The sequence below is a fragment of the Thermodesulforhabdus norvegica genome (assembly GCF_900114975.1).
GTDB classification, from domain to species: Bacteria; Desulfobacterota; Syntrophobacteria; order Syntrophobacterales; family Thermodesulforhabdaceae; genus Thermodesulforhabdus; species Thermodesulforhabdus norvegica.
The window spans coordinates 43,994-62,449 of the sequence record NZ_FOUU01000007.1 but is presented as its reverse complement, the minus strand read 5'-3'; the positions used below and the strand labels follow the sequence as shown (position 1 = coordinate 62,449).

Genomic DNA, 18,456 nt, shown 5'->3' with positions numbered 1-18,456 from the left:
AACCGTGATGTGCACATTCAGGCAGAGCAAAGGATCTCAAGATCACCCAGTTTTCTTTCTGGATAGGGCCATATCGATAAGCCTGTCCAATAACTCGGAAAAGGAAATCCCGGCAGCCCTGGCCGCCTGCGGGAAAAGACTCGTCGCCGTCATTCCCGGAATTGTGTTGGTCTCCAGAATGTAGAACTCTCCGTCGTGAAGGATCATGTCGGTTCTGCTGTAGTCCCGGCAACAGAGCACTTTATGAGCCTTTATCGCATATTCCTGAGCCTTCTTCGTAAGCTCTTCCCGTAAAGGAGCGGGGCATATCTCCTCCGTGGCTCCCGGTTGATACTTTGCAGTATAGTCAAAGAACTGAAAATCCTTCCCCGGCCTTATCTCCACAAGCGGTAATGCCGTAGGCGGGTCGTTTCCCAGTACCGCTGCGGTGACCTCCGTCCCTTCAAGATACTTTTCCACAAGACATCGATCATCGTACTGAAAGGCCTTTTCCAGTGCTTTTTCGAGTTCGGTAGGCGACTTCACAAGGCTCAGCCCGATACTCGATCCTTCCTGCTCCGGCTTCACCATAACGGGAAAGCCCAGCAAATCCTCAATTTCCTTCGGACTTACAGGTTCATGCCTCGAGACCACAACATAAGGTGCCACGGGAAGCCCGGCCGATCGATAAAGCTCCTTGCTTACAATCTTGTTCATGGCCAGAGCACTACCCAGAACGCCACTCCCCTGGTAGGGAATCCCTAGAACATCCAGAAAACCCTGCATGGAACCGTCTTCGCCTCCACGGCCGTGTAGCATAATCAGGGCCGCATCTATACGGCCGGCATCGTGTGCAAGCTTAAGAAGATCCGTGGCCGGATCATAAAAGAGAACCTCGTATTTTCCTCTGTCAAGAGCCGCCATTACCTGATTTCCGCTGGAAAGGGACACCTCTCGCTCCGCAGAAGTTCCCCCGGCAATAACTGCTATTATCTTTTTCATCCCCTACAATCCTTTCTTTCTGTATTCTCAAGAGAGATCAAAGAAAAGATTGCCCACCTCCAGGCCGGTTACTTCCGAAAGACGCCCCTCAAGCTTTTTATAAAGCCCCCACTTAAACTCAAGAACATTTCTTCTCAAACCGGTCGTGCCGTAACGCTCAATCAGGTCTCTGAACCGCTCATCCAGCGAAACCACCCTGTCGTGAAGGACTCTCTTGTCGGCATAGTTAACGAGAACCGATTCGGTAGGACAGGCCACAAGGTCGGCACCGCAAAGGGTTACGTGCTGTTTAACAATGAGAGCAACCAGGGGATAACCCCTCTCACGAAGCATCTCGGCTCCAACATGAGCATGGTGACACTGCTCCTCTATACACCTCGCCTTGGCAATGTCGTGCAGGAGGGCGCCGGCAGAGACCAGATCCGCAGATATGTCAAAGCCTCTTTCTATGCACAATTCGGACAATCGAAGTGCAATACTTTCAACCAGAACGGAATGCCTGATAATGTGGTCAGGCATTCCGACGCCACGCATCAGGGAAAAACAGGTTTCTCTATCCGGTACGGAAATCTCTTCCTTCATGCCACACTAAAGAGCTAAAAGGCTTTGTCCAGCCGTGATAGCTCTCCTTCCGTAAGAATCCGGTCTATATCGAGGAGGATTTTTACCGAGCCTTCGGACTTCGCCATACCGATAATGTAGGATGTATCGAGCTGGGTTCCAAAAGACGGGGTTTCTTCTATGTCTTCCGCCTTGATTTGAATAACCTCGGAGACGGCATCCACAACAATACCCATGATGATGGATTCGGCCCCGTGAGACACTTCCACCACTATAATGCACGTCCTATCCGTGTATTCAGCCTCCTCCATTCCGAAGCGCAACCTTAAGTCAATAACCGGTATCACCTTTCCCCTGAGGTTTATAACACCCTTGACATAGTGAGGCATCTGAGGCACAGGGGTTATGGGCATCATACCGATGATTTCTTTAACCTTCAGAATTCCGATGCCGTACTCTTCCCCTGCCAATTTAAAGGTTAAATATTTACCGGCAAGGTTTCCGGCAGAGGTTCCGGAAGACCTCGTAGCGCCTTCTCTGGTTACAGCCGCTTCCTGAGAATCCAGCATGACCGTTACCTCCTTAATCCCACAAAGCCCCCAGGCCGGGACAATAAATTAAGACTTTAAAGGTCGATCATCTAATGCTACATGATGAAAAATAAGAGTATTTACATTCAAACACAAGAAAAATGTCCACGGAGCGGGATATTATGAAGGTCGTCATCGTCGGAGCCGGAGCGCTCGGCTGCCTTCTTGGCGCACGGCTTGCCGCAGTAACGAAGGTCTATTTTTTCGACATTGACCCTCAAACCGTAAATGCCATTAACTCCAGCGGCATTTTCGTCGAGGAAAGGGACGGAAGCATTACAGAAGTTCGTAACGTTGAGGCGGTGGAAGATCATTCGGAACTAGTCGATAAAATAGATCTCCTGATCTTCTGCGTAAAAAGTTACGCCACCCGCAATGCAGCAGAGCTTCTTCATCGGTTTCCTGCATTATCGTCTGCCCTGTGCCTCACATTGCAAAACGGTCTGGGCAATTACGAAGCCCTCGCCGAATTTTTCGATCCCCTGAGAATCCTTGTGGGAAGCACGGCGCAGGGAGCCACCCTGATTGCTCCGGGAAGGGTCCGTCACGGAGGAAACGGGCCCACCTACATAGGGTCTCTGCAAAGAGGGAAAGACGCCGACATTTCCGAAACGGTAAGGCTTTTTAGAAAGGCCGGACTTGAAGCCTATGAACACGGCGATGTGGAGAAACTCCTGTGGGAAAAGCTTTTGATAAATGTCGGCATTAACGCCATAACGGCCATAACGGGCATTCTTAACGGCTCTATCGTAGAAATTCCGGAAGCACGGAACCTGTGCTGTGAGGCCGTTAAGGAAGCCCTTGAGGTCGCAGCCAGAAAAGGAATTGCCCTACCGGAAAACTACTGTGAAAAGGTTCTTGAGGTCGCCAATGCCACTGGTAAAAATCGATCTTCCATGGGACAGGATATAGATCGGGGTAGAAGAACGGAGATAGATACCATCAACGGAGCAATCGTTAAACTGGGGATGGAACTGGATGTACCCACTCCGGTAAACCGGACTCTGACACAACTGGTAAAAATCGTTGAAAGGGCAAAAAAGGGGAACCGATGATGGAAGGCAAAAGAGTAACCGTACCCGATGTAGTTGAAGCAAAAGGTAAAAGAAGGATCACCATGGTTACGGCTTACGACTATGTAACGGCCAGATGGGTCGACCGTAGCGGAATTGATATGATCCTCGTGGGTGACTCTCTTGCAATGGTCATGCTCGGGCACGAAGACACCCTGTCCGTGACCATGGAAGAAATGTTACACCACACAAGAGCGGTTGCCCGTGGAGCTCACCGGGCCCTGGTCATAGGAGACATGCCCTTTATGTCTTATCAGGTCAGCGTTGAGCAGGCCGTTGCAAACGCCGGCCGTTTTATGAAAGAAGCAGGAGCTCAGGCGGTAAAGCTCGAGGGTGGAGCAACCGTTGTGCCCCAGATCAGGGCCATTGTAGAAGCCGGAATACCCGTTCAGGGCCACATCGGCCTTACACCTCAAAGCATAGCCCAGCTTGGCGGCTTCAAGGTGCAGGCAAAAAGTGCCGAAACGGCAAAAAAACTCATCGAAGACGCAAAAGCTCTTGCCGAGGCCGGCTGTTTCTCCATTGTTCTCGAGGCCATACCGGCTCCGGTAGCGAAAATAATCACGGAGAGTGTCCCGATACCGACGATAGGTATCGGAGCTGGCCCTCACTGCGACGGACAGGTTCTGGTGCTCCACGACCTTGTGGGCCTATTCGACCGGTTCAGACCCAAGTTCGTTAAACAATACGACGAAATGGGCGAAAGATTGCTTAACGCACTGAGGGCCTTCAGGCGGGAAGTTGAGGATGGGATTTTTCCAGGTGAGGAGCACTCTTTTTCCATGAAGCCGGAAGAACTCAGAAAACTGGAAGAGGCTCTGAAATGAAAGAAACCACCAGAAGGAACGTAGAAGCCGCCTTTATCGGGGAAGCCAAAGCCTATTTCAGGCTTCATGCCTTCGCCAAAAAAGCCGACGAAGAGGGCTACCCTCAAATTGCGCGCCTCTTTCGAGCGGTTGCGGAAGCGGAAGCGGTTCACGCACGCAATCACTTTTCTCTGCTCGAAAGAGTCGGCACAACGGAAGAAAACCTGAAAAGTGCCTTCGAAAGTGAGGAATTCGCCAACGGTGTGGCCTATCCGGAGTTCTTGAAACAGGCCTGGCAGGATGACGAGAAGGGGGCAATATGGTGGTTCACGGCAGCTCGAAATGCCGATGAACGCCATGCCAGACTCTATAAACATGCCCTGGAAAACATGATAGCGGAAAGATCGGTCCTCTACTACGTTTGTACTCACTGCGGGTGGATAGAGGAAGCCCGGCCACCCGAAGTTTGCCCCAACTGCCAGAAGCCGAGAGACTATTTTCGAGAAGTGTCCTGACAACGAATCCGTCAGAGGAGGTCAAGATGCAGAATTTTTCGTTTCAGGGACAGGCCCCGGAAGTGTTTCGGCAGGGGATGCAGAGGGTAAAAATCATCTGGACCGTGCTCCTTGCCGCATCCGTTGCATCAGGGATTGTTATTTACGCAGCGGAAAATTTCGCCATCAGGGCTATTCCCACAGGCCTGGAGCCCCGGGAAGCCGCGTTAATCTATTACATACTGGTTTTCATGGGGGTTGCTGAAACTATTATGGCCGTTGTGCTAAGAAGAGTATGGCTGAAAAAGCTTTCTTCTCTCGGGGAATTTCCCAGGTCGGCCGAAGCTCAGAGCGAATTTATAAGATCTCTCCTGAACATATACATACCTTCGGTCGTTGTACCCGCAGCTATTGGTCTCTCCGTAGCATTTTACGGAGTAGTGCTGGCCTTTATAAGCATCCCCTCGGGTAACCTCTGGGTATTCCCGATTCTGGGTATTGTGGGCATCTGGGCAGTTAGACCCAAATCTGAGGATCTGGAAGCCTACTTTCCTCATATCTTATCTTTCTGACTGCCGGTAAGAGGTGAACCGTTTGCGCAATACTTATGCAAAGGGTCTGATAGTAAGCTGTTTTCTCACCTTCGGATTTTATACGGGTTCCTACATGCGGGTTCCCGTGGTGCCCGTTTTTGCAAGAGAGTTAGGAGCAACGATTGTCCTCGTCGGTCTGATAAACTCCGTCTTCTTTCTCACCGCCGGTTTTCTTTCACTTCCCATGGGTTATGCGGCCGACAGACTGGGAACCAAAACAGTAGCGGCTTCTGGCATTCTCCTGGCAGCTTTAACTTCATTCCTGCTGACCTTTGCCCGTAACCCCTACCACATAATCCCCATTTACTTCCTTTTCGGGCTGGCCGTATCTTCTTATGGACCCACCATGATGGGTTATGTCGCCCGGGTAGCTCCTCCAACCCACGTGGGAAGGGCCTACGGATGGTACACAACGTCGCTTCACACCGGAATAAGTATTGGCCCGGCCATAGGCGGATGGATTGCTGACCATTTCGGCTACCACAACCTGTTCCTCTCTTCGGCCCTTACCCTGTGTTGCTTTCCCACACTGTTACTCTTACTACCCGAAGGCAACTCCGCCCAGCCCGAACCACCATCATCGAAGGACAAACTCAAAGCAAAAAGCTCTCCGAAGACCGTCTTCAAACATCCCGGGCTATGGGGGTGCTGGCTCATAACGATCGGTCTCTGCTTTGGCCTGGGGACCTTCATAACCTTCGTACCTCTTCATGCCAGGGACGCTTCGGTACCTCTCTCGCTCATCGGGGTCATTTTCCTGACCCAGGGCATTCTTAATGCCCTCCTGAGAATCCCCTTCGGCATATGGAGCGATAAAACCAGACACAGGGAAAGGCTGATCCTTATCGGGGTTTTGGCAGTGGCGCTGGCACTGGTTGTGCTGGGATACGCCACTTCCTTTGCCGTTTTCATGATAGGAGCACTGCTTTTGGGAAGCGGTCTTGCCCTCGCTTTTACATCCATCGGCGCCCTGATTGCAATAATTTCTCCTCCGGAGCACAAAAGCAGTGCCCTCGGAGGTTATAACGCCGGGATATACCTGGGCTTTATGCTCGCTTCGGCAACCATGGGCTCCTTCATAAAAGCCTTTGGCTATCCAAAGGCCTTCTCCGCTTCCGGGCTGCTCATACTGCTGCTCGCCTGCATCTTCCGGAACCTCACCAAAAAAGCCTGAACACACCTAACCGCTACGCCACAAAGAGTAGCCACTTTTGCTTTTAAATTTTTGACGCAACCTGATATAAGTTTAATCATACTAAAAAGTATTTAACCAGGACGACAAAACGTTATGGGGGGTAAAAATGGCAACGGCGCTGGAGGAACGCATATACAGGACCGGTAAATGGCTTTACGAGCTCATTGAAGGAGAGTCTCCTTCGATTTTTAAGAAAGAGTACTGGTCGGGCAAGGTAATTGAATGGTGTATGAAGGACGAAAAGTTCAAGGTTCAGATGTTCAGATTTATCGACGTACTGCCTTACCTGACCCGAACCGAGTCCGTCGTACAGCATCTTAACGAATATTTTTGCGGTCCCGACGGCTCTGCACCTCCCGTGCTCCAATGGGGCATAAAGGGTATGGGTTTAATGTCTTTCACATCTAAGTTCATGGCCCAGTCGATTGCAGAAAATATCAAAAACATGGGCAAGCTTTTTATAGCGGCCGAAACGCCTCAGGAAGCTCTGCCAGTTCTTGAGAAGCTACGCAAAGATGGGCTGGCCTTTTCCGTTGATCTTCTGGGCGAAGCCGTTGTGTCGGAAGCAGAAGCGGAAGAATATCAGAGGCGCTACATGGAACTTCTCGACACGCTGGGCGAAGCACAAAAAAGCTGGACTCCTCTCGGGGACGGCTCCGGAAACCTCGACTGGGGTTATGCCCCGATGATAAACGTGTCCATAAAGCCATCGGCTATGTATTCTCAAATGCGACCTCAGGCCTTTGACTACAGCGTCGACCAGGCCCGCGAAAGACTTCGTCCTATTCTCCGCAAGGCGGTGAGCATGGGGGCTCACATTACCCTCGATATGGAGCATTATGAGCTCAAAGACATGACCTTTGCCCTTTTCCAGAGGCTTAAGGAGGAGCCGGAATTTAGAGAGTATCCCGAATTCGGCATCGTAATCCAGAGCTACCTGAAAAGCAGTGAAGAGGATTGTAAAAGAATCCTGGCATGGGCGGAAAAAAATAAAATGCGGATCCCCATAAGACTCGTTAAGGGTGCTTATTGGGATGCTGAAGTAATCTGGGCACGGCAGAAAAATTGGCCGATTCCCGTATTCACCCGTAAGGCGGAAACGGATGCCCGGTTTGAAAAGTTAGCCGCCCTGCTTCTTCAGAATCACCAGAGGGTTTATTTTGCCTGTGCGTCTCACAACATAAGGTCCATAAGTTTTGTTATTGAAACGGCGAAAGATTTGAAGGTTCCGCACAGTGCTTACGAGTTTCAAATCCTTTTCGGTATGGCAGAACCCGTAAGGAATGCTTTGCGTAAAGCTGGGCTTCCTCTCAGGCTTTATACGCCAATCGGGGAGATGATCCCCGGAATGGCATATCTTATAAGAAGGCTCCTTGAAAACACGGCAAACGAGTCTTTTCTGAGGCTGAGTTTCTCGGAAGGGAAATCCATAGACGAGCTCCTGAAAAACCCGCTGGAGCTCATCAATACTCGTGAGTCAAAGAAACCCGCCGCGGAAAGCGAAGCCACTTTACCGCCTTTCAAAAACGAACCACCTACAGACTGGACCGTTGAAGCCAACCGCAGGAGCTTTGCTTCTGCCCTCAGGGAAGTCAGGAAGTCAATGCCCTTTCAGGCTCCTTTGATCATTGACGGGAAAAAGATAAAAACGGAAGAGATTATTGAATCCCGAAACCCGAATTCCTTTTCCGAGATTGTCGGAGTGGCTTCAAAAGCCAACGGCTCTCATGCGCAGAAAGCGGTAGAAGCCGCATGGAAGGCCTTCCCTTCCTGGGGGGACACACCGCCGGAGAGAAGAGCGGAAATCCTGATCAGGGCAGCAGAAGAGGCGCGAAAAAAACGGCACTTTCTTGCGGCACTCCAGGTTCTCGAGGTGGGAAAGAGCTGGAGCGAAGCAGATGCCGATGTATGCGAAGCTATCGATTTTCTTGAGTATTACGCCAGAGAAATGATCAGACTGTCCCGACCGAGACGAATGGGAGATGTTCCGGGAGAAATAAGCGAATTGTTCTATGAACCCCGGGGAGTGGCCCTTGTGGTTGCGCCCTGGAACTTCCCCCTTGCCATTTCGACAGGTATGACTTCCGCTGCGCTGGTTACGGGAAACACGGTGGTGTACAAACCCTCATCGCAAAGTGCCATCACCGGATACATGATGGTCACGCTGTTCGAAAAGGCGGGACTTCCTCCGGGAGTGCTGAACTACTTGCCGGGTCCCGGAAGGATCATCGGAGACCACCTGCTCAGACATCCTCTGGTCCACATGATTGCCTTCACCGGAAGCAAAGAAGTGGGGCTTCACATCATAGCCCAGGCGGCACAGACTCCACCGGAAGCGCAACACGTAAAATCCGTCATCGCCGAAATGGGCGGCAAGAATGCGATAATTATTGACTCCGATGCCGATCTCGATGAGGCCGTAGTTCACGTTCTCCACTCGGCATTCGGGTATCAGGGGCAGAAATGCTCTGCCTGTTCAAGGGTTATCGTCCTTGAAGAAAACTACGACCGCTTCGTCACCCGCCTTAAAGCCGCGGCCGAAAGCATCGAAATCGGCCCCGTAGAAGATCCCCGCTTTTTCATGGGAGCCGTTATCGACGAGGGTGCACAGAAAAAAATCATGGAATACATAGAACACGGAAAAAAGGACGGTAAAGTTCTGGTTATGAAAACCCCGGAAAAGGGCGCAGAAGGCGGATACTTCGTTCCTCTTACGATCTTCACAGACCTTCCGCCCGATCACCGCCTGTGTCAGGAAGAGATCTTCGGCCCTGTTCTCGTTGTGATCAAGGCCCGTACCTTTGACGAAGCCCTTGACATTGCAAACGGAACTGCCTTTGCCCTGACAGGTGGTGTCTTTTCCAGGAGTCCCCAGAACATAGAAAAGGCCAAAAAGGCCTTTCGGGTCGGCAATCTGTACATAAATCGCGGCATAACCGGTGCAATCGTAAACCGCCATCCCTTTGGAGGATTCAAACTTTCCGGTATCGGCTCCAAGGCGGGAGGGCCCGATTACCTGCTTCAATTCATGGTTCCGAGAAACAACGTGGAAAACACCATGAGGCGAGGTTTTGCACCGGATATTGATTTCTCCGATCTGTAAATAAGACCCCCGGGGGATTTTGTTAAGAGCATCCCGGGGGTTACCTTTCTACAGGGGATCGAAAACCTGAGAGGACGGTCCTTTTTCTATCGTGCAGGAGACCGCAGGCAATCCATCTGAAGCCTTCACGAGACTGAACCGATAAATAGCATCGGCATGATCACGAAATAACTCCACATCATGATGGCTTATGACCACCACCTGAAAGCCCAGCCGTTCCGAGATGGCCTTAATAACTCCCATAAAACGGGGCACAAGATCGGGGCGTATCCAGCAGTCCTGTTCGTCCAGCACGAGGAACTTTCGATGGTCCTTTTCATCCAGCTGTGTGAGGGTTATAAATCTGAGCCCCACCGAAAGAATGTTGCAGACGGATCCACCCTGACCTCTTAATATGTCTTCCCGACAGCCTTTTCTCTCTACGTGAAAATTAACATGAAACTTATCGTACTTAACCTCTTGGGTGGACCCGAGTTTTATGTCCTGTCCCAGAATGTCCTGTAAGGCATAGGTCAGGTTTTTTTCTATTTCTTCAAGAATGTTACGGAAAAGATCCCTTGAAAGGGCTTCAAGCCTTAACGCAACCAGAGGTTCCAGCTCAAGGAAACGGCGTATCTCCTTTAATTCCTTTTTTCTCTGCTCAAGCAGATCCGCCCGGATTTTTCTCTGAGTTTTTAAGATGGTAATCCTCTCCTTCAGCACATCAGGAGGAAGCAGATCTTCGGCCATTTTCACCTACCCGTTGACCCTTGCTTCGATTTTCTGCAGTTCCTCTTTTATCGTTTCTATGTGCTCACGGTACTCGGTGACGCTGCGTTCGTTTTCGCTGCGCCATTTTTCAAGCAGGGCCTTAAGTTCCTCCAGATCGCTCGTTCCGTAGTTTTCCTGGGCTTTTCTCTTCAGATCCTCAAGGCTTTTCCTTACGGCATCGAGCTCGGCCTGTGCCCTCATTCGCTTTTCCTTCAGACCCTCATACTCCTTTCTCAACCTATCCAGTTCGGCCTGTACCTTAAGATCCCTATCCCTATCGACTATTCCTCCGGCCATAGTTCGTCGCCCTCCTTCTAACCGCCTGAAAATACCACTCCACCACCATCTTCAACCACTTCCCTGTAAAGATCCCATATGATTTCGTCCACCGGATCCCCCCGGTTAAGATTGGCTTCGAGGAAGGCTTTCAGCCCAACTCCTTCGGCCGTCTTTTTTATCATGATGTTCTCAAGCCCCCTTATAAAAAGAAAATCCCTCAGGTCACCTCCCAAAGCGGGGGCATCCTCCAGGGGCTGGAATACTTCATCAAAGGGCTTTACGGGTATGGGAATACTTTCAAAGTAATCATGCCGGTCAGGTCCGGGCTTCCACACAAGTACACAGGGACTGAGTCTTTTTGTCACAGGGCTTCTCGTAATCCTTACGATGCTTCCGGGGTTAACCCAAACCGTTCGACCCCTGTAAACCGGATCCTTGGGAGTATGAATATGGCCGTTTACGACTATATCGACGCCCGGAATTTCTCGAGGTTCCTCCCTGCCCGCTTCATAATCCGGAAAACTTATGTTGTGATGGGTAAGCCATATTACTACATCGGCATTCGAAGGGTCTTCTACCTGACGGGGGATGGGGGTCCAGTCGGGCGACGCACCCACCATGACCTTTTTGCCGCCAATCTTAACCACGTCCACAGGCCCTGCCTCCGAAATAACCCTTACTGCTCCGGCCGCCTGAAGCACGGCAAGAGACACATCCGGAGTAAATCGGGCCTCGTACTTGTCGTGATTGCCCACCAGCACCCAGGGTCGAAAGGGTCTGAAAAGCCGGATCAGATCGACAAGGAGTGAATTGGGATTATCCCGGGGCAGATGGAACAGATCCCCCAGAATCACCGGAAGAAGCCTTTTTTCATGCCCTATCTTCAGGCAAAAGGAAAGCTTGTTAAGAACGGTTTCCCTATAGTCGTCAATACGATGACCGGGTTGTCTGGCACATACATGAGGATCGCCTATAAAAAGAATACCATCATACTCAATCATCATGGGTCTCCTGAAGGAAGTGCTCCAGGTCAATAACCTGCCGACAAACCGGACACACACCAATTTCACGGAGATATCGGGCTATTTCCTCCCTCTTCGATACCAGCCTTTCGTCACATTCGGCCAGCACCCGATCCAGATCTCTTACTCTTCCGGCCAACGATTCGAGTTCGTCCACGAAATCCACCAGAGCTTTCACATCCCGAATTTCGGGCGGAGAAGTCAGCACATCAAGAGCCGAAATCAAATTCTCAAGATTTCGCTCACGATCTACAAGGGCCTTAAGTTCTTTAACGGTCTGGTAGAGCGGATCCGGAGGTTTAAATTCCGGCAAATCTCTCAGGGTGGAACATACTTTCAGAAAATTTATCAGACGCTCCTCACGCCGCTCTAACTCGTCCATCTCAAAACACAGGGAATCGAGAGAAGAGGTTTCTATGAGATCCGGAGGGGCTTCAAGCCGATTCAGATGTTCGAGTACCCTTTCGATGAAACCCAGCCTCTTTTCTAGCTCGTTCATCTCGCCGATGAACGCTGCCAGCAGGGTGGAATCCTTAAGCTCCGGGGGAGAGCTTACACTTTTCAAAAGATCGATTTCCCTGAAAAGCGTATCCGACTTCAAGGATAAACGATCAAGCTCGGAGACCATCAAAGCCAGTTCTCCTGTATTGCTGACTTCCGGAGGTTCTCTTAATCGAGAAAGCAGGTTTTCTTGATTTAAACATTCATCGACCTTTTCCTTCAGGCGCTCCACTTCGGTAATCAGCGCCTGAAGTTCTTCGATCTTTCTTTCCCGTTCCAATATCTTTTCGTAGGTAATCGAACATCTGGCGAGTTCCTGCTCCACTCTGTCAAGGGGTTTATAGGCTTTCAATAAAGACTCGCAAAGCTCGACTTCCCGTTCCAGATCGGACTTTTTCCCCCGGTAAAACCTTGCCTTATCTTTAAGAGCCTGCCTCATTCTGATGAGGTACTCGGCTTCAGATGAGGCTGCAAAAAAACCGGCGATTTTGGAGCCGCTTTCATCGAGCAGGAAAATCGGGTCCTTCTGATGAGCAAGATGAACATCAAGCCTCCCGCCGTCTGTTTCAACCGGGCCCATCCTTAACAACCTCTGCACATCTTCAGGAACCCTGCGGGTCTTTGCGTAAACCTGCTCTTTACCGTCGGGGCCTATTATTCTGTAAACTGAAGATCCCTGCTTTCTTTCCCACCTGATAACCTCTCCGGAAGCCAGTTCAATCTCCACAACCGCCTTTACCGCTCCATGTCTTAAGACGAAAGCGGCCGGTGGATTTTCGCAAACACACCTTATTGCCTCGACGAGGGCGCTTTTACCGACGTTATTAGGGCCAGAAATCACGGTTACCCCGTCGGAAAGCTCGACAACCGTGTCCTTATGGCTCATGAAATTTCTGATGGCTATTTTACGGATCATGGCCTATTACCGTCAAAATAGCCAATTTTCATTCGGGAAGATAGGGCGTGAGATCTTCCTGATACTCTTTCAACACCTTGAAACCCGCTTCTTCCAGAACTCTGGCCGCTTCTTCCAGAACGCCCTGGCGAAACCTCAAAAGAAGCTGCCATACTCCCTCATAGCCCGGTAACGGATGAACCATGACGCTTCGGATATTTATATTTTTCTCGGCAAGAATCGACGTAACACGGCTGAGAACCCCTACCCTGTCCCTTACGAGAACGGTCAGACGGCCGCTGTCGTCACTCATGCCCATCGCCTTAAGCAAAACGGCCATTAGGTCTGCCGTCGTAATAATTCCTATGAGCCGGTTGTCCGATGAAAGGACGGGAAGGCATCCGATCTTTTGATCGTGCATTATCAGGGCGGCTCTTTCGATGGTCATATCGGGTGTAGCCGTTATGAGGTTTTTTTTCATAATGCCTTCGACGGTAACTTTTTGTAGAATGTAGGTGAGTTCATACACACTGAGGGTCGAAGCGGGAGAAGCCCAGGCTTCTCTTAAATCTCGATCCGTGACGAGACCGAGGAGACGGCCTTTGTTATCGGTTACGGGAAGGTGTGAAATCCTGTGCTCATCCATTATCTCACGGGCCTTCAACATGGGAGTATCCGGGGTTATCGTTATGAGCTTTGTCGTCATGTGCCATCCTACGAACATGGGAATTCCTCCTTTTCAAGTTTTCGGGCAGATGCTAAGGGTTTGTTAAGAAACGTTCATAACATTATGTAATGGAGCGGGGCTTTCGTGTCCAAAGAAAAAGAGTGGACCCTGGAGGAATTGCTAAAGAGCTTAAGCGAGGAAGTAGCGCTCTGGGAAATGTCCCGGTATTACATTCGTGAAAAAGAGCTTTTCGACATAGAGCGCTTTCTCTCTGAACGAGGAGCTCATGAACTCATGTCGCTTCTTGAAGAAAAATACGGATCACCGCTTAACGAAAAATTTTGGTCCTCTTTTCTGGTCTATCACAAGCTTAAAAAGCTGCGTGAAGAAATAAAGCGGGAAGAAGAACTCCACGAAGAAAAGCGCAGAAGATACCTGCAGGCTCTCGAAGAGTACAGAACGGCATGGCTTGAGTGGGTTCAGGCCTGGCTTAGAGAAGAACGCAAGCGGCAGTGGAAGGTTATAGAAGGCCGTAAGGAGGATAAAAAAACTAGCTGATAAAAACCGGTTTATAATAGTCCAGGTGCTCAATAACCGTTCCGGCTCCTCTGACTATGGCGGTCAGGGGATCGTCGGCCACATGGACCGGCAAACCGGTATCACTGGAAATCAGCCTGTCGAGACCCTTAAGAAGTGCACCTCCTCCGGCCAACCATATCCCCCGGTCATATATGTCTGCCGCAAGATCCGGCGGTGTCTTTTCCAAAGCCTTTCTCACGGACTCAACGATTACCTGAATCGGCTCCTGAAGGGCTTCTCTGACCTCTTCGTCGGTTACATAAAAGGTTTTTGGAATACCGCTCAGAATTTCCTTGCCCCGCACCTGAACCCTTAAGCTCTTTTCCATCGGCAGAGCACTTCCGATTTTGATTTTTATCTGTTCGGCCGTGTATTCGCTTATAATCATCTGATGTTTTCTCTGTACATATCTCACTATGGCTTCGTTGGCTTCGTCCCCGGCCACCCTCACGGACTCACTGTAAGCGACGGCAAACAGCGATATAACGGCAACCTCCGTGGTTCCTCCTCCTATATCAACGACCATACTGCCCACGGGCTGGTCTATGGGCAGTCCGGCTCCTATCGCGGCGGCCACGGGTTCTTCGATCAGCAAAACCTTTCCGGCTCCGGCCTGCTCCGCCGCTTCGATGACCGCTCGTTTTTCAACGGCCGTAATACCGGTCGGCACCGCCACGACCAGTTTGGGCTTCACCAGTTGTTTTCTTTTCAGCACCGAACCCAGAAAACTTTTAATCATGACACTGGTAACTTCAAAGTCGGCAATGACGCCGTCTTTAAGAGGTCTTATGGTTACGATCCTTCTGCCGTGCTTCCCCACCATGGCCCTGGCTTCCCGTCCGACTGCCAGAACGCTGTAATCGTCGGCGTGAATGGCTACAACGGAAGGTTCGTTCAGGACTATACCATGACCCTTCAAGTATATCAGCGTGTTGGCCGTCCCCAGATCCATCGCAAGATCTTTGGCAAAAAAGCCGAGAAGCCGTCTAAACATATCCCACTCCGCAAGAAAATGTTCTTTACATTACACCTTACGACCACTACGCTTACAATCGTTATCCCTTTTAGTATTGGAACCGGACATGGGTCAAATCATTTCATGCAAATAAAGGGGTGAGATGGTGACAATCAAAAAAGCCCTGGCTTGCGTTACCACAATCCTCCTGTGGACTGTACTAACTACCTCAGGCTCGACGGCCTTTGATCCGCCCGGAGAAGGTCGGGTTGTTGCGGTTTTCGACGGAGACACCATAATGCTGGAAGGGGGTATAAAGGTAAGATATCTGGGAATAGATACTCCCGAGGTAGAACACGACGACAATCCTGCCGATTGCTTTGGCCCGGAAGCAGCCAGGGCAAACGCTTCAATGGTCATGGGCAAAAGAGTTAAACTGAGGTACGATCCGGCTCAGCTAAGAGACAGACACGGGCGGCTGCTGGCGTATGTTTACCTGAGTGACGGAAGGTGCGTAAACGAAGTGTTGATTCGAGACGGCTATGGCTGGGTATTGAGGAAACCCGAAGGGTTTCAAAAACTTCTGCATTTTCTGGACCTCCAGAGAAGCGCCATAAAGCAGAAAAAGGGACTCTGGGGAGCATGCCCTGTAAAGGCCGAACCTTTTTACGTAGGCAATAGAAGAAGCTTCGTTTTTCATAGACCGTCCTGTCCTTTCGGACGATCTATAAGCCCCCGAAACGCCGTTAAGTTCATAACCAGGGAGGATGCTTTTAATCAGGGATTTCATCCGTGCAGGCGTTGCAAACCATGACCGGGTCATCGAATATACAACCGTCAAGAACCTATCCGGACCGACCGCTTATTGGGGTGGGTGCCGTGGTAATAAGAGACAAAAAGGTCCTGCTGGTACGGCGTGCCAACGAACCCTCAAAGGGCCTGTGGTCAATACCCGGCGGGCTGGTCAGAACGGGAGAAACCCTTGAAGAAGCCGTTAAAAGAGAGATTCTGGAAGAGACGGGAATACCGGTACGGGTTCATGATGTCATAGCGATCCTGGATCGGATCATCCCCGACCAAAAAGGACGGATACTTTACCATTATGTTCTGGTCGATTTTCTTTGCACTCCGCTATCGAAGGCCGATCCGGTAAGTGGTTCCGATGCGGAAGAAAGTAAATACGTAAGCATGGACGAACTCGACGGCTTTGAACTGACCACCTTTACCAAGGGAGTAATCCACCGCGCCCTCAATACCTTATCATCTCACGAAGGGGCAAATATCTACCTTAAAAAGGGATTAAAGTAACCGAAGCGGACGTCCGGAAAGTTCTCACGCACGACTTCCATCCAGCGCTTGATACCCACCGGCGGCCCCGTAGGTCTAAAATCTATCTCGTTGATATACCATTCGGGGTCAATGTTGAAGTTTCTCATCTGTATGAGATTGACAGGATGGGACTTAAGAAATTCCATAAAGGCATCGACTTCTGCGGGATCATCGGTAACGCCGGGAAGAATAAAGTAATTAAGGGATACAAACCCGTTGTGGGACAACGCCGTAAGGATTGTTTTTTTAACATCTTCAAAGGAATAGCCTCTGGGCCTGTAGTAGGCGTTGTAGTATCTTTCCTGAACGCTGTTAAGACTTACCCTGATGCTATCCAGTCCCACGGCAAAGAGGCGATCAACCCGGGCGGGAAGACTCGCATTGGTATTCAGGTTTATCGTCCCCTTTTCGGTTTCCTTTCTGATAAGGCCTATGGCCTTTTCAAGAACCTGAGCCTGAAGCAAGGGCTCTCCTTCACAGCCCTGTCCGAAGCTGACGACGGGCCTTTCGGCTCTTTTTATGTGCAGGAGCGCAACTTCGGCCACTTCTTCTGCCGTCGGCACGAAGTTCAATCTTTCCTGAGTAACGGGAATTTCCGGGTTCTCCTGATAGCTTATGCAACCCAGACATCTGGCATTGCAGACCGGCGATGTAGGAAGGGGAGCCTCCCAGCGTCCCATAAAAAAGTTCCTGGCGGCAGGGCAGGCATAGCTCAGGGCACAGCGTCCGAGATGCTGAATAAGCCTGTTGGACCGGTAGGATTCGATCAGAGCCTGAGCCTCCCTGGCAATAACGTCTTTTTTAAAGTGACGCGCGTCCTGTCTCTCGTCGGGATCGACCCTGATCGCCGTAGTTACAAAGGAGTCTTTGTACCAACCTACGGCGGCATAGGAAAAGAGAGGCAAGATGCGGGCATCCCGCGATCTTTTGTAGGCCGCCAGATAAGTAGCAGTATGTGCAGGGGCAACAAATGCAGCTACAGCCCTTATGGATTCACGAGCATTATAAGGATTCCGGTCGAGCACAACAAATCTGCCCCTCTCGGGATCAAAACCGGCGGGATATCGGTCGGGAAGAACGAAAAGCTCACTCCCCTCGGGAAGAGGTATCCAGTCCCCCGGCCTGAGCCTTCTCCATCTCCCCGCATGAGATCCCACCATCTCGAGATAGGGGAAATCGTAGATCTGGCCGTTCCTGTCGGCGAAAAGCAAACTGGGGCGATCACTCACGGTCATTTTCTATCATTTCCCTGAAGGATGTAATGCCTATTCCGGGAATTGAGCGGATCAGATAAAGGAAGTAATTAAGAAATTCAAAGGCCGCATGATTCATCATCTTGTGATGGATCATTATGCCTATGTTCCCTTTTCGCGTTAAGGCATTTTCCAGATTCTTCATCAGTTCGTCATAAGCATAGCCGGGGTTTTCCGACTTTCTGGTGTGCAGGTCGATGTAAATTCTGAAGTTTTTCAAACGCACCGATTGCTTTGCACCTCTGGGAATAGGCCCGTCAATGGATACGGCAGCAAAGCCCAGTTGCTGAAGTGCACCGAGAGTATTGAGATCCAGTCGATTCCAGGGAGGCGTGAAAACGGGCACCAGTGAATTCCTGAAGAGCCCTTCCAGTTTTCTTTTCCCCTTGAGTATATCGTTCCACTGTTGATCCTTGGTACGCCAGTTACCGAACTCGGCCTTTTTCCCATCTCTGCTCCAGTTAACATGCCGCCATCCGTGCTGATGCCAGTTCCACAGAGGATTTTCAAGATCTATAAAGGAACGGAACATCTCCGTCCTTTTGGCACTCATCCAGGCCGGTACCACGGCAAGAGCAAGAGGAATCTCGTAGAACCTGAAAAGATTAAGAAGCATCTTAAAGGCGTGGCTGTAAGCGCCCACATCATCGGCTCGAAAAAAAACAACGGGTTCCCTTTCGGCACAACGGCGGAGGACCTCCTCCAGCCTTGCCTGCCAGTTGGCGGGCAGGGATTTCCATACGGCACTTACCTTCCTGGGTCTGGGAAAACCGGACATGTCCGGATCTGCAAGTTCTTTGAGGTTAGCCAGAGTAACCAATCAATTCACC

At 50.5% G+C, this 18,456-nt stretch carries 20 protein-coding genes; 9 read left to right on the top strand and 11 right to left on the bottom strand.

Annotated elements, in window-relative coordinates; all coding sequences use genetic code 11:
• Positions 1–42: 42 nt before the first annotated feature.
• From BM091_RS10175 to BM091_RS10165, 3 genes are read right to left on the bottom strand one after another with little or no spacing between them, the layout of a single operon-like run.
• Entirely contained in the window at positions 43–981 is a 939-nt protein-coding gene (locus BM091_RS10175) for a D-alanine--D-alanine ligase family protein (RefSeq protein ID WP_093395517.1), read from the bottom strand.
• Between the two features lie 27 nt (positions 982–1,008).
• Complete coding sequence (locus tag BM091_RS10170; protein WP_093395515.1) at positions 1,009–1,563, bottom strand: HDIG domain-containing metalloprotein; 555 nt, start codon at positions 1,561–1,563, stop codon at positions 1,009–1,011.
• A 14-nt stretch (positions 1,564–1,577) separates the two neighbouring features.
• Positions 1,578–2,111 carry a chemotaxis protein CheW gene (locus tag BM091_RS10165; protein ID WP_093395513.1) on the bottom strand — a complete coding sequence of 178 codons (534 nt, stop codon included), beginning with the start codon at positions 2,109–2,111 and terminating at the stop codon, positions 1,578–1,580.
• Between the two features lie 143 nt (positions 2,112–2,254).
• On the opposite strand from BM091_RS10165, the gene BM091_RS10160 reads away from it, so the two are divergent.
• From BM091_RS10160 to pruA, 6 genes are all read left to right on the top strand, one after another.
• Complete coding sequence (locus tag BM091_RS10160) at positions 2,255–3,187, top strand: ketopantoate reductase family protein (RefSeq protein ID WP_177193605.1); 933 nt, start codon at positions 2,255–2,257, stop codon at positions 3,185–3,187.
• On the top strand, positions 3,187–4,032 hold the full coding sequence (gene panB, locus BM091_RS10155; RefSeq protein ID WP_093395509.1) for a 3-methyl-2-oxobutanoate hydroxymethyltransferase: 846 nt from the start codon (positions 3,187–3,189) through the stop codon (positions 4,030–4,032). The genes BM091_RS10160 and panB overlap by 1 nt, the downstream gene beginning before the upstream one ends.
• Entirely contained in the window at positions 4,029–4,526 is a 498-nt protein-coding gene (locus BM091_RS10150) for a rubrerythrin family protein (RefSeq protein WP_093395507.1), read from the top strand. Before panB ends, BM091_RS10150 begins: the two co-directional genes overlap by 4 nt.
• Positions 4,527–4,552: 26 nt before the next feature.
• Entirely contained in the window at positions 4,553–5,077 is a 525-nt protein-coding gene (locus BM091_RS10145; protein WP_093395505.1) for a hypothetical protein, read from the top strand.
• Positions 5,078–5,099: 22 nt separating this feature from the next.
• A complete protein-coding gene (locus tag BM091_RS10140; protein ID WP_093395503.1) occupies positions 5,100–6,272 on the top strand; it encodes an MFS transporter in 1,173 nt (390 codons plus the stop codon).
• 127 nt (positions 6,273–6,399) lie between these two features.
• On the top strand, positions 6,400–9,396 hold the full coding sequence (gene pruA, locus BM091_RS10135; protein WP_093395501.1) for an L-glutamate gamma-semialdehyde dehydrogenase: 2,997 nt from the start codon (positions 6,400–6,402) through the stop codon (positions 9,394–9,396).
• A 48-nt stretch (positions 9,397–9,444) separates the two neighbouring features.
• Here the strand turns inward: pruA and BM091_RS10130 are convergent, their stop codons facing one another.
• Genes BM091_RS10130 through BM091_RS10110 form a run of 5 tightly spaced genes read right to left on the bottom strand, consistent with a single transcriptional unit; the run spans position 9,445 to position 13,567 of the window.
• Positions 9,445–10,125 carry a hypothetical protein gene (locus tag BM091_RS10130; protein ID WP_093395499.1) on the bottom strand — a complete coding sequence of 227 codons (681 nt, stop codon included), beginning with the start codon at positions 10,123–10,125 and terminating at the stop codon, positions 9,445–9,447.
• A 6-nt stretch (positions 10,126–10,131) separates the two neighbouring features.
• Positions 10,132–10,443 (bottom strand): hypothetical protein, encoded by a 312-nt coding sequence (locus BM091_RS10125; protein ID WP_093395497.1) that lies wholly within the window; start codon positions 10,441–10,443, stop codon positions 10,132–10,134.
• 17 nt (positions 10,444–10,460) lie between these two features.
• A complete protein-coding gene (locus BM091_RS10120; protein ID WP_093395495.1) occupies positions 10,461–11,426 on the bottom strand; it encodes a metallophosphoesterase in 966 nt (321 codons plus the stop codon).
• Positions 11,419–12,864, bottom strand: a complete 1,446-nt coding sequence (locus BM091_RS10115) for an AAA family ATPase (RefSeq protein ID WP_093395493.1) — start codon at positions 12,862–12,864, stop codon at positions 11,419–11,421. The genes BM091_RS10120 and BM091_RS10115 overlap by 8 nt, the downstream gene beginning before the upstream one ends.
• Positions 12,865–12,892: 28 nt before the next feature.
• Positions 12,893–13,567, bottom strand: a complete 675-nt coding sequence (locus BM091_RS10110; protein WP_093395491.1) for a CBS and ACT domain-containing protein — start codon at positions 13,565–13,567, stop codon at positions 12,893–12,895.
• Positions 13,568–13,654: 87 nt separating this feature from the next.
• Here BM091_RS10110 and BM091_RS10105 point away from each other — a divergent pair, with 87 nt between their 5' ends.
• Entirely contained in the window at positions 13,655–14,068 is a 414-nt protein-coding gene (locus tag BM091_RS10105; RefSeq protein WP_093395489.1) for a hypothetical protein, read from the top strand.
• On the opposite strand, the gene mreB is transcribed toward BM091_RS10105, so the two are convergent.
• A complete protein-coding gene (gene mreB, locus BM091_RS10100; RefSeq protein ID WP_093395488.1) occupies positions 14,061–15,083 on the bottom strand; it encodes a rod shape-determining protein in 1,023 nt (340 codons plus the stop codon). The two genes, BM091_RS10105 and mreB, sit on opposite strands and share 8 nt — an antisense overlap.
• 124 nt (positions 15,084–15,207) lie before the next feature.
• Between mreB and BM091_RS10095 the strand changes: the two genes are divergently transcribed.
• A complete protein-coding gene (locus tag BM091_RS10095) occupies positions 15,208–15,858 on the top strand; it encodes a thermonuclease family protein (RefSeq protein ID WP_093395486.1) in 651 nt (216 codons plus the stop codon).
• Positions 15,855–16,352 carry an NUDIX hydrolase gene (locus BM091_RS10090; RefSeq protein ID WP_093395485.1) on the top strand — a complete coding sequence of 166 codons (498 nt, stop codon included), beginning with the start codon at positions 15,855–15,857 and terminating at the stop codon, positions 16,350–16,352. The genes BM091_RS10095 and BM091_RS10090 overlap by 4 nt, the downstream gene beginning before the upstream one ends.
• Here BM091_RS10090 and BM091_RS10085 read toward each other — a convergent pair.
• Entirely contained in the window at positions 16,328–17,608 is a 1,281-nt protein-coding gene (locus BM091_RS10085; protein ID WP_093395484.1) for a radical SAM family protein, read from the bottom strand. The genes BM091_RS10090 and BM091_RS10085 overlap by 25 nt on opposite strands.
• Positions 17,595–18,446, bottom strand: coding sequence for a DUF2334 domain-containing protein (locus BM091_RS10080; RefSeq protein ID WP_093395482.1), 852 nt, complete (start codon positions 18,444–18,446; stop codon positions 17,595–17,597). The genes BM091_RS10085 and BM091_RS10080 overlap by 14 nt, the downstream gene beginning before the upstream one ends.
• Positions 18,447–18,456: the final 10 nt, after the last annotated feature.

What these genes read in the sequence shown, in the direction of transcription:
- BM091_RS10175 (WP_093395517.1), bottom strand. Translation starts at nt 981, where the DNA reads ATGAAAAAGATAATAGCAGTTATTGCCGGGGGAACTTCTGCGGAGCGA.
- BM091_RS10170 (WP_093395515.1), bottom strand. Translation starts at nt 1,563, where the DNA reads ATGAAGGAAGAGATTTCCGTACCGGATAGAGAAACCTGTTTTTCCCTG.
- BM091_RS10165 (WP_093395513.1), bottom strand. Translation starts at nt 2,111, where the DNA reads ATGCTGGATTCTCAGGAAGCGGCTGTAACCAGAGAAGGCGCTACGAGG.
- BM091_RS10160 (WP_177193605.1), top strand. Translation starts at nt 2,255, where the DNA reads ATGAAGGTCGTCATCGTCGGAGCCGGAGCGCTCGGCTGCCTTCTTGGC.
- panB (WP_093395509.1), top strand. Translation starts at nt 3,187, where the DNA reads ATGGAAGGCAAAAGAGTAACCGTACCCGATGTAGTTGAAGCAAAAGGT.
- BM091_RS10150 (WP_093395507.1), top strand. Translation starts at nt 4,029, where the DNA reads ATGAAAGAAACCACCAGAAGGAACGTAGAAGCCGCCTTTATCGGGGAA.
- BM091_RS10145 (WP_093395505.1), top strand. Translation starts at nt 4,553, where the DNA reads ATGCAGAATTTTTCGTTTCAGGGACAGGCCCCGGAAGTGTTTCGGCAG.
- pruA (WP_093395501.1), top strand. Translation starts at nt 6,400, where the DNA reads ATGGCAACGGCGCTGGAGGAACGCATATACAGGACCGGTAAATGGCTT.
- BM091_RS10130 (WP_093395499.1), bottom strand. Translation starts at nt 10,125, where the DNA reads ATGGCCGAAGATCTGCTTCCTCCTGATGTGCTGAAGGAGAGGATTACC.
- BM091_RS10125 (WP_093395497.1), bottom strand. Translation starts at nt 10,443, where the DNA reads ATGGCCGGAGGAATAGTCGATAGGGATAGGGATCTTAAGGTACAGGCC.
- BM091_RS10120 (WP_093395495.1), bottom strand. Translation starts at nt 11,426, where the DNA reads ATGATTGAGTATGATGGTATTCTTTTTATAGGCGATCCTCATGTATGT.
- BM091_RS10115 (WP_093395493.1), bottom strand. Translation starts at nt 12,864, where the DNA reads ATGATCCGTAAAATAGCCATCAGAAATTTCATGAGCCATAAGGACACG.
- BM091_RS10110 (WP_093395491.1), bottom strand. Translation starts at nt 13,567, where the DNA reads ATGTTCGTAGGATGGCACATGACGACAAAGCTCATAACGATAACCCCG.
- mreB (WP_093395488.1), bottom strand. Translation starts at nt 15,083, where the DNA reads ATGTTTAGACGGCTTCTCGGCTTTTTTGCCAAAGATCTTGCGATGGAT.
- BM091_RS10095 (WP_093395486.1), top strand. Translation starts at nt 15,208, where the DNA reads ATGGTGACAATCAAAAAAGCCCTGGCTTGCGTTACCACAATCCTCCTG.
- BM091_RS10090 (WP_093395485.1), top strand. Translation starts at nt 15,855, where the DNA reads ATGACCGGGTCATCGAATATACAACCGTCAAGAACCTATCCGGACCGA.
- BM091_RS10085 (WP_093395484.1), bottom strand. Translation starts at nt 17,608, where the DNA reads ATGACCGTGAGTGATCGCCCCAGTTTGCTTTTCGCCGACAGGAACGGC.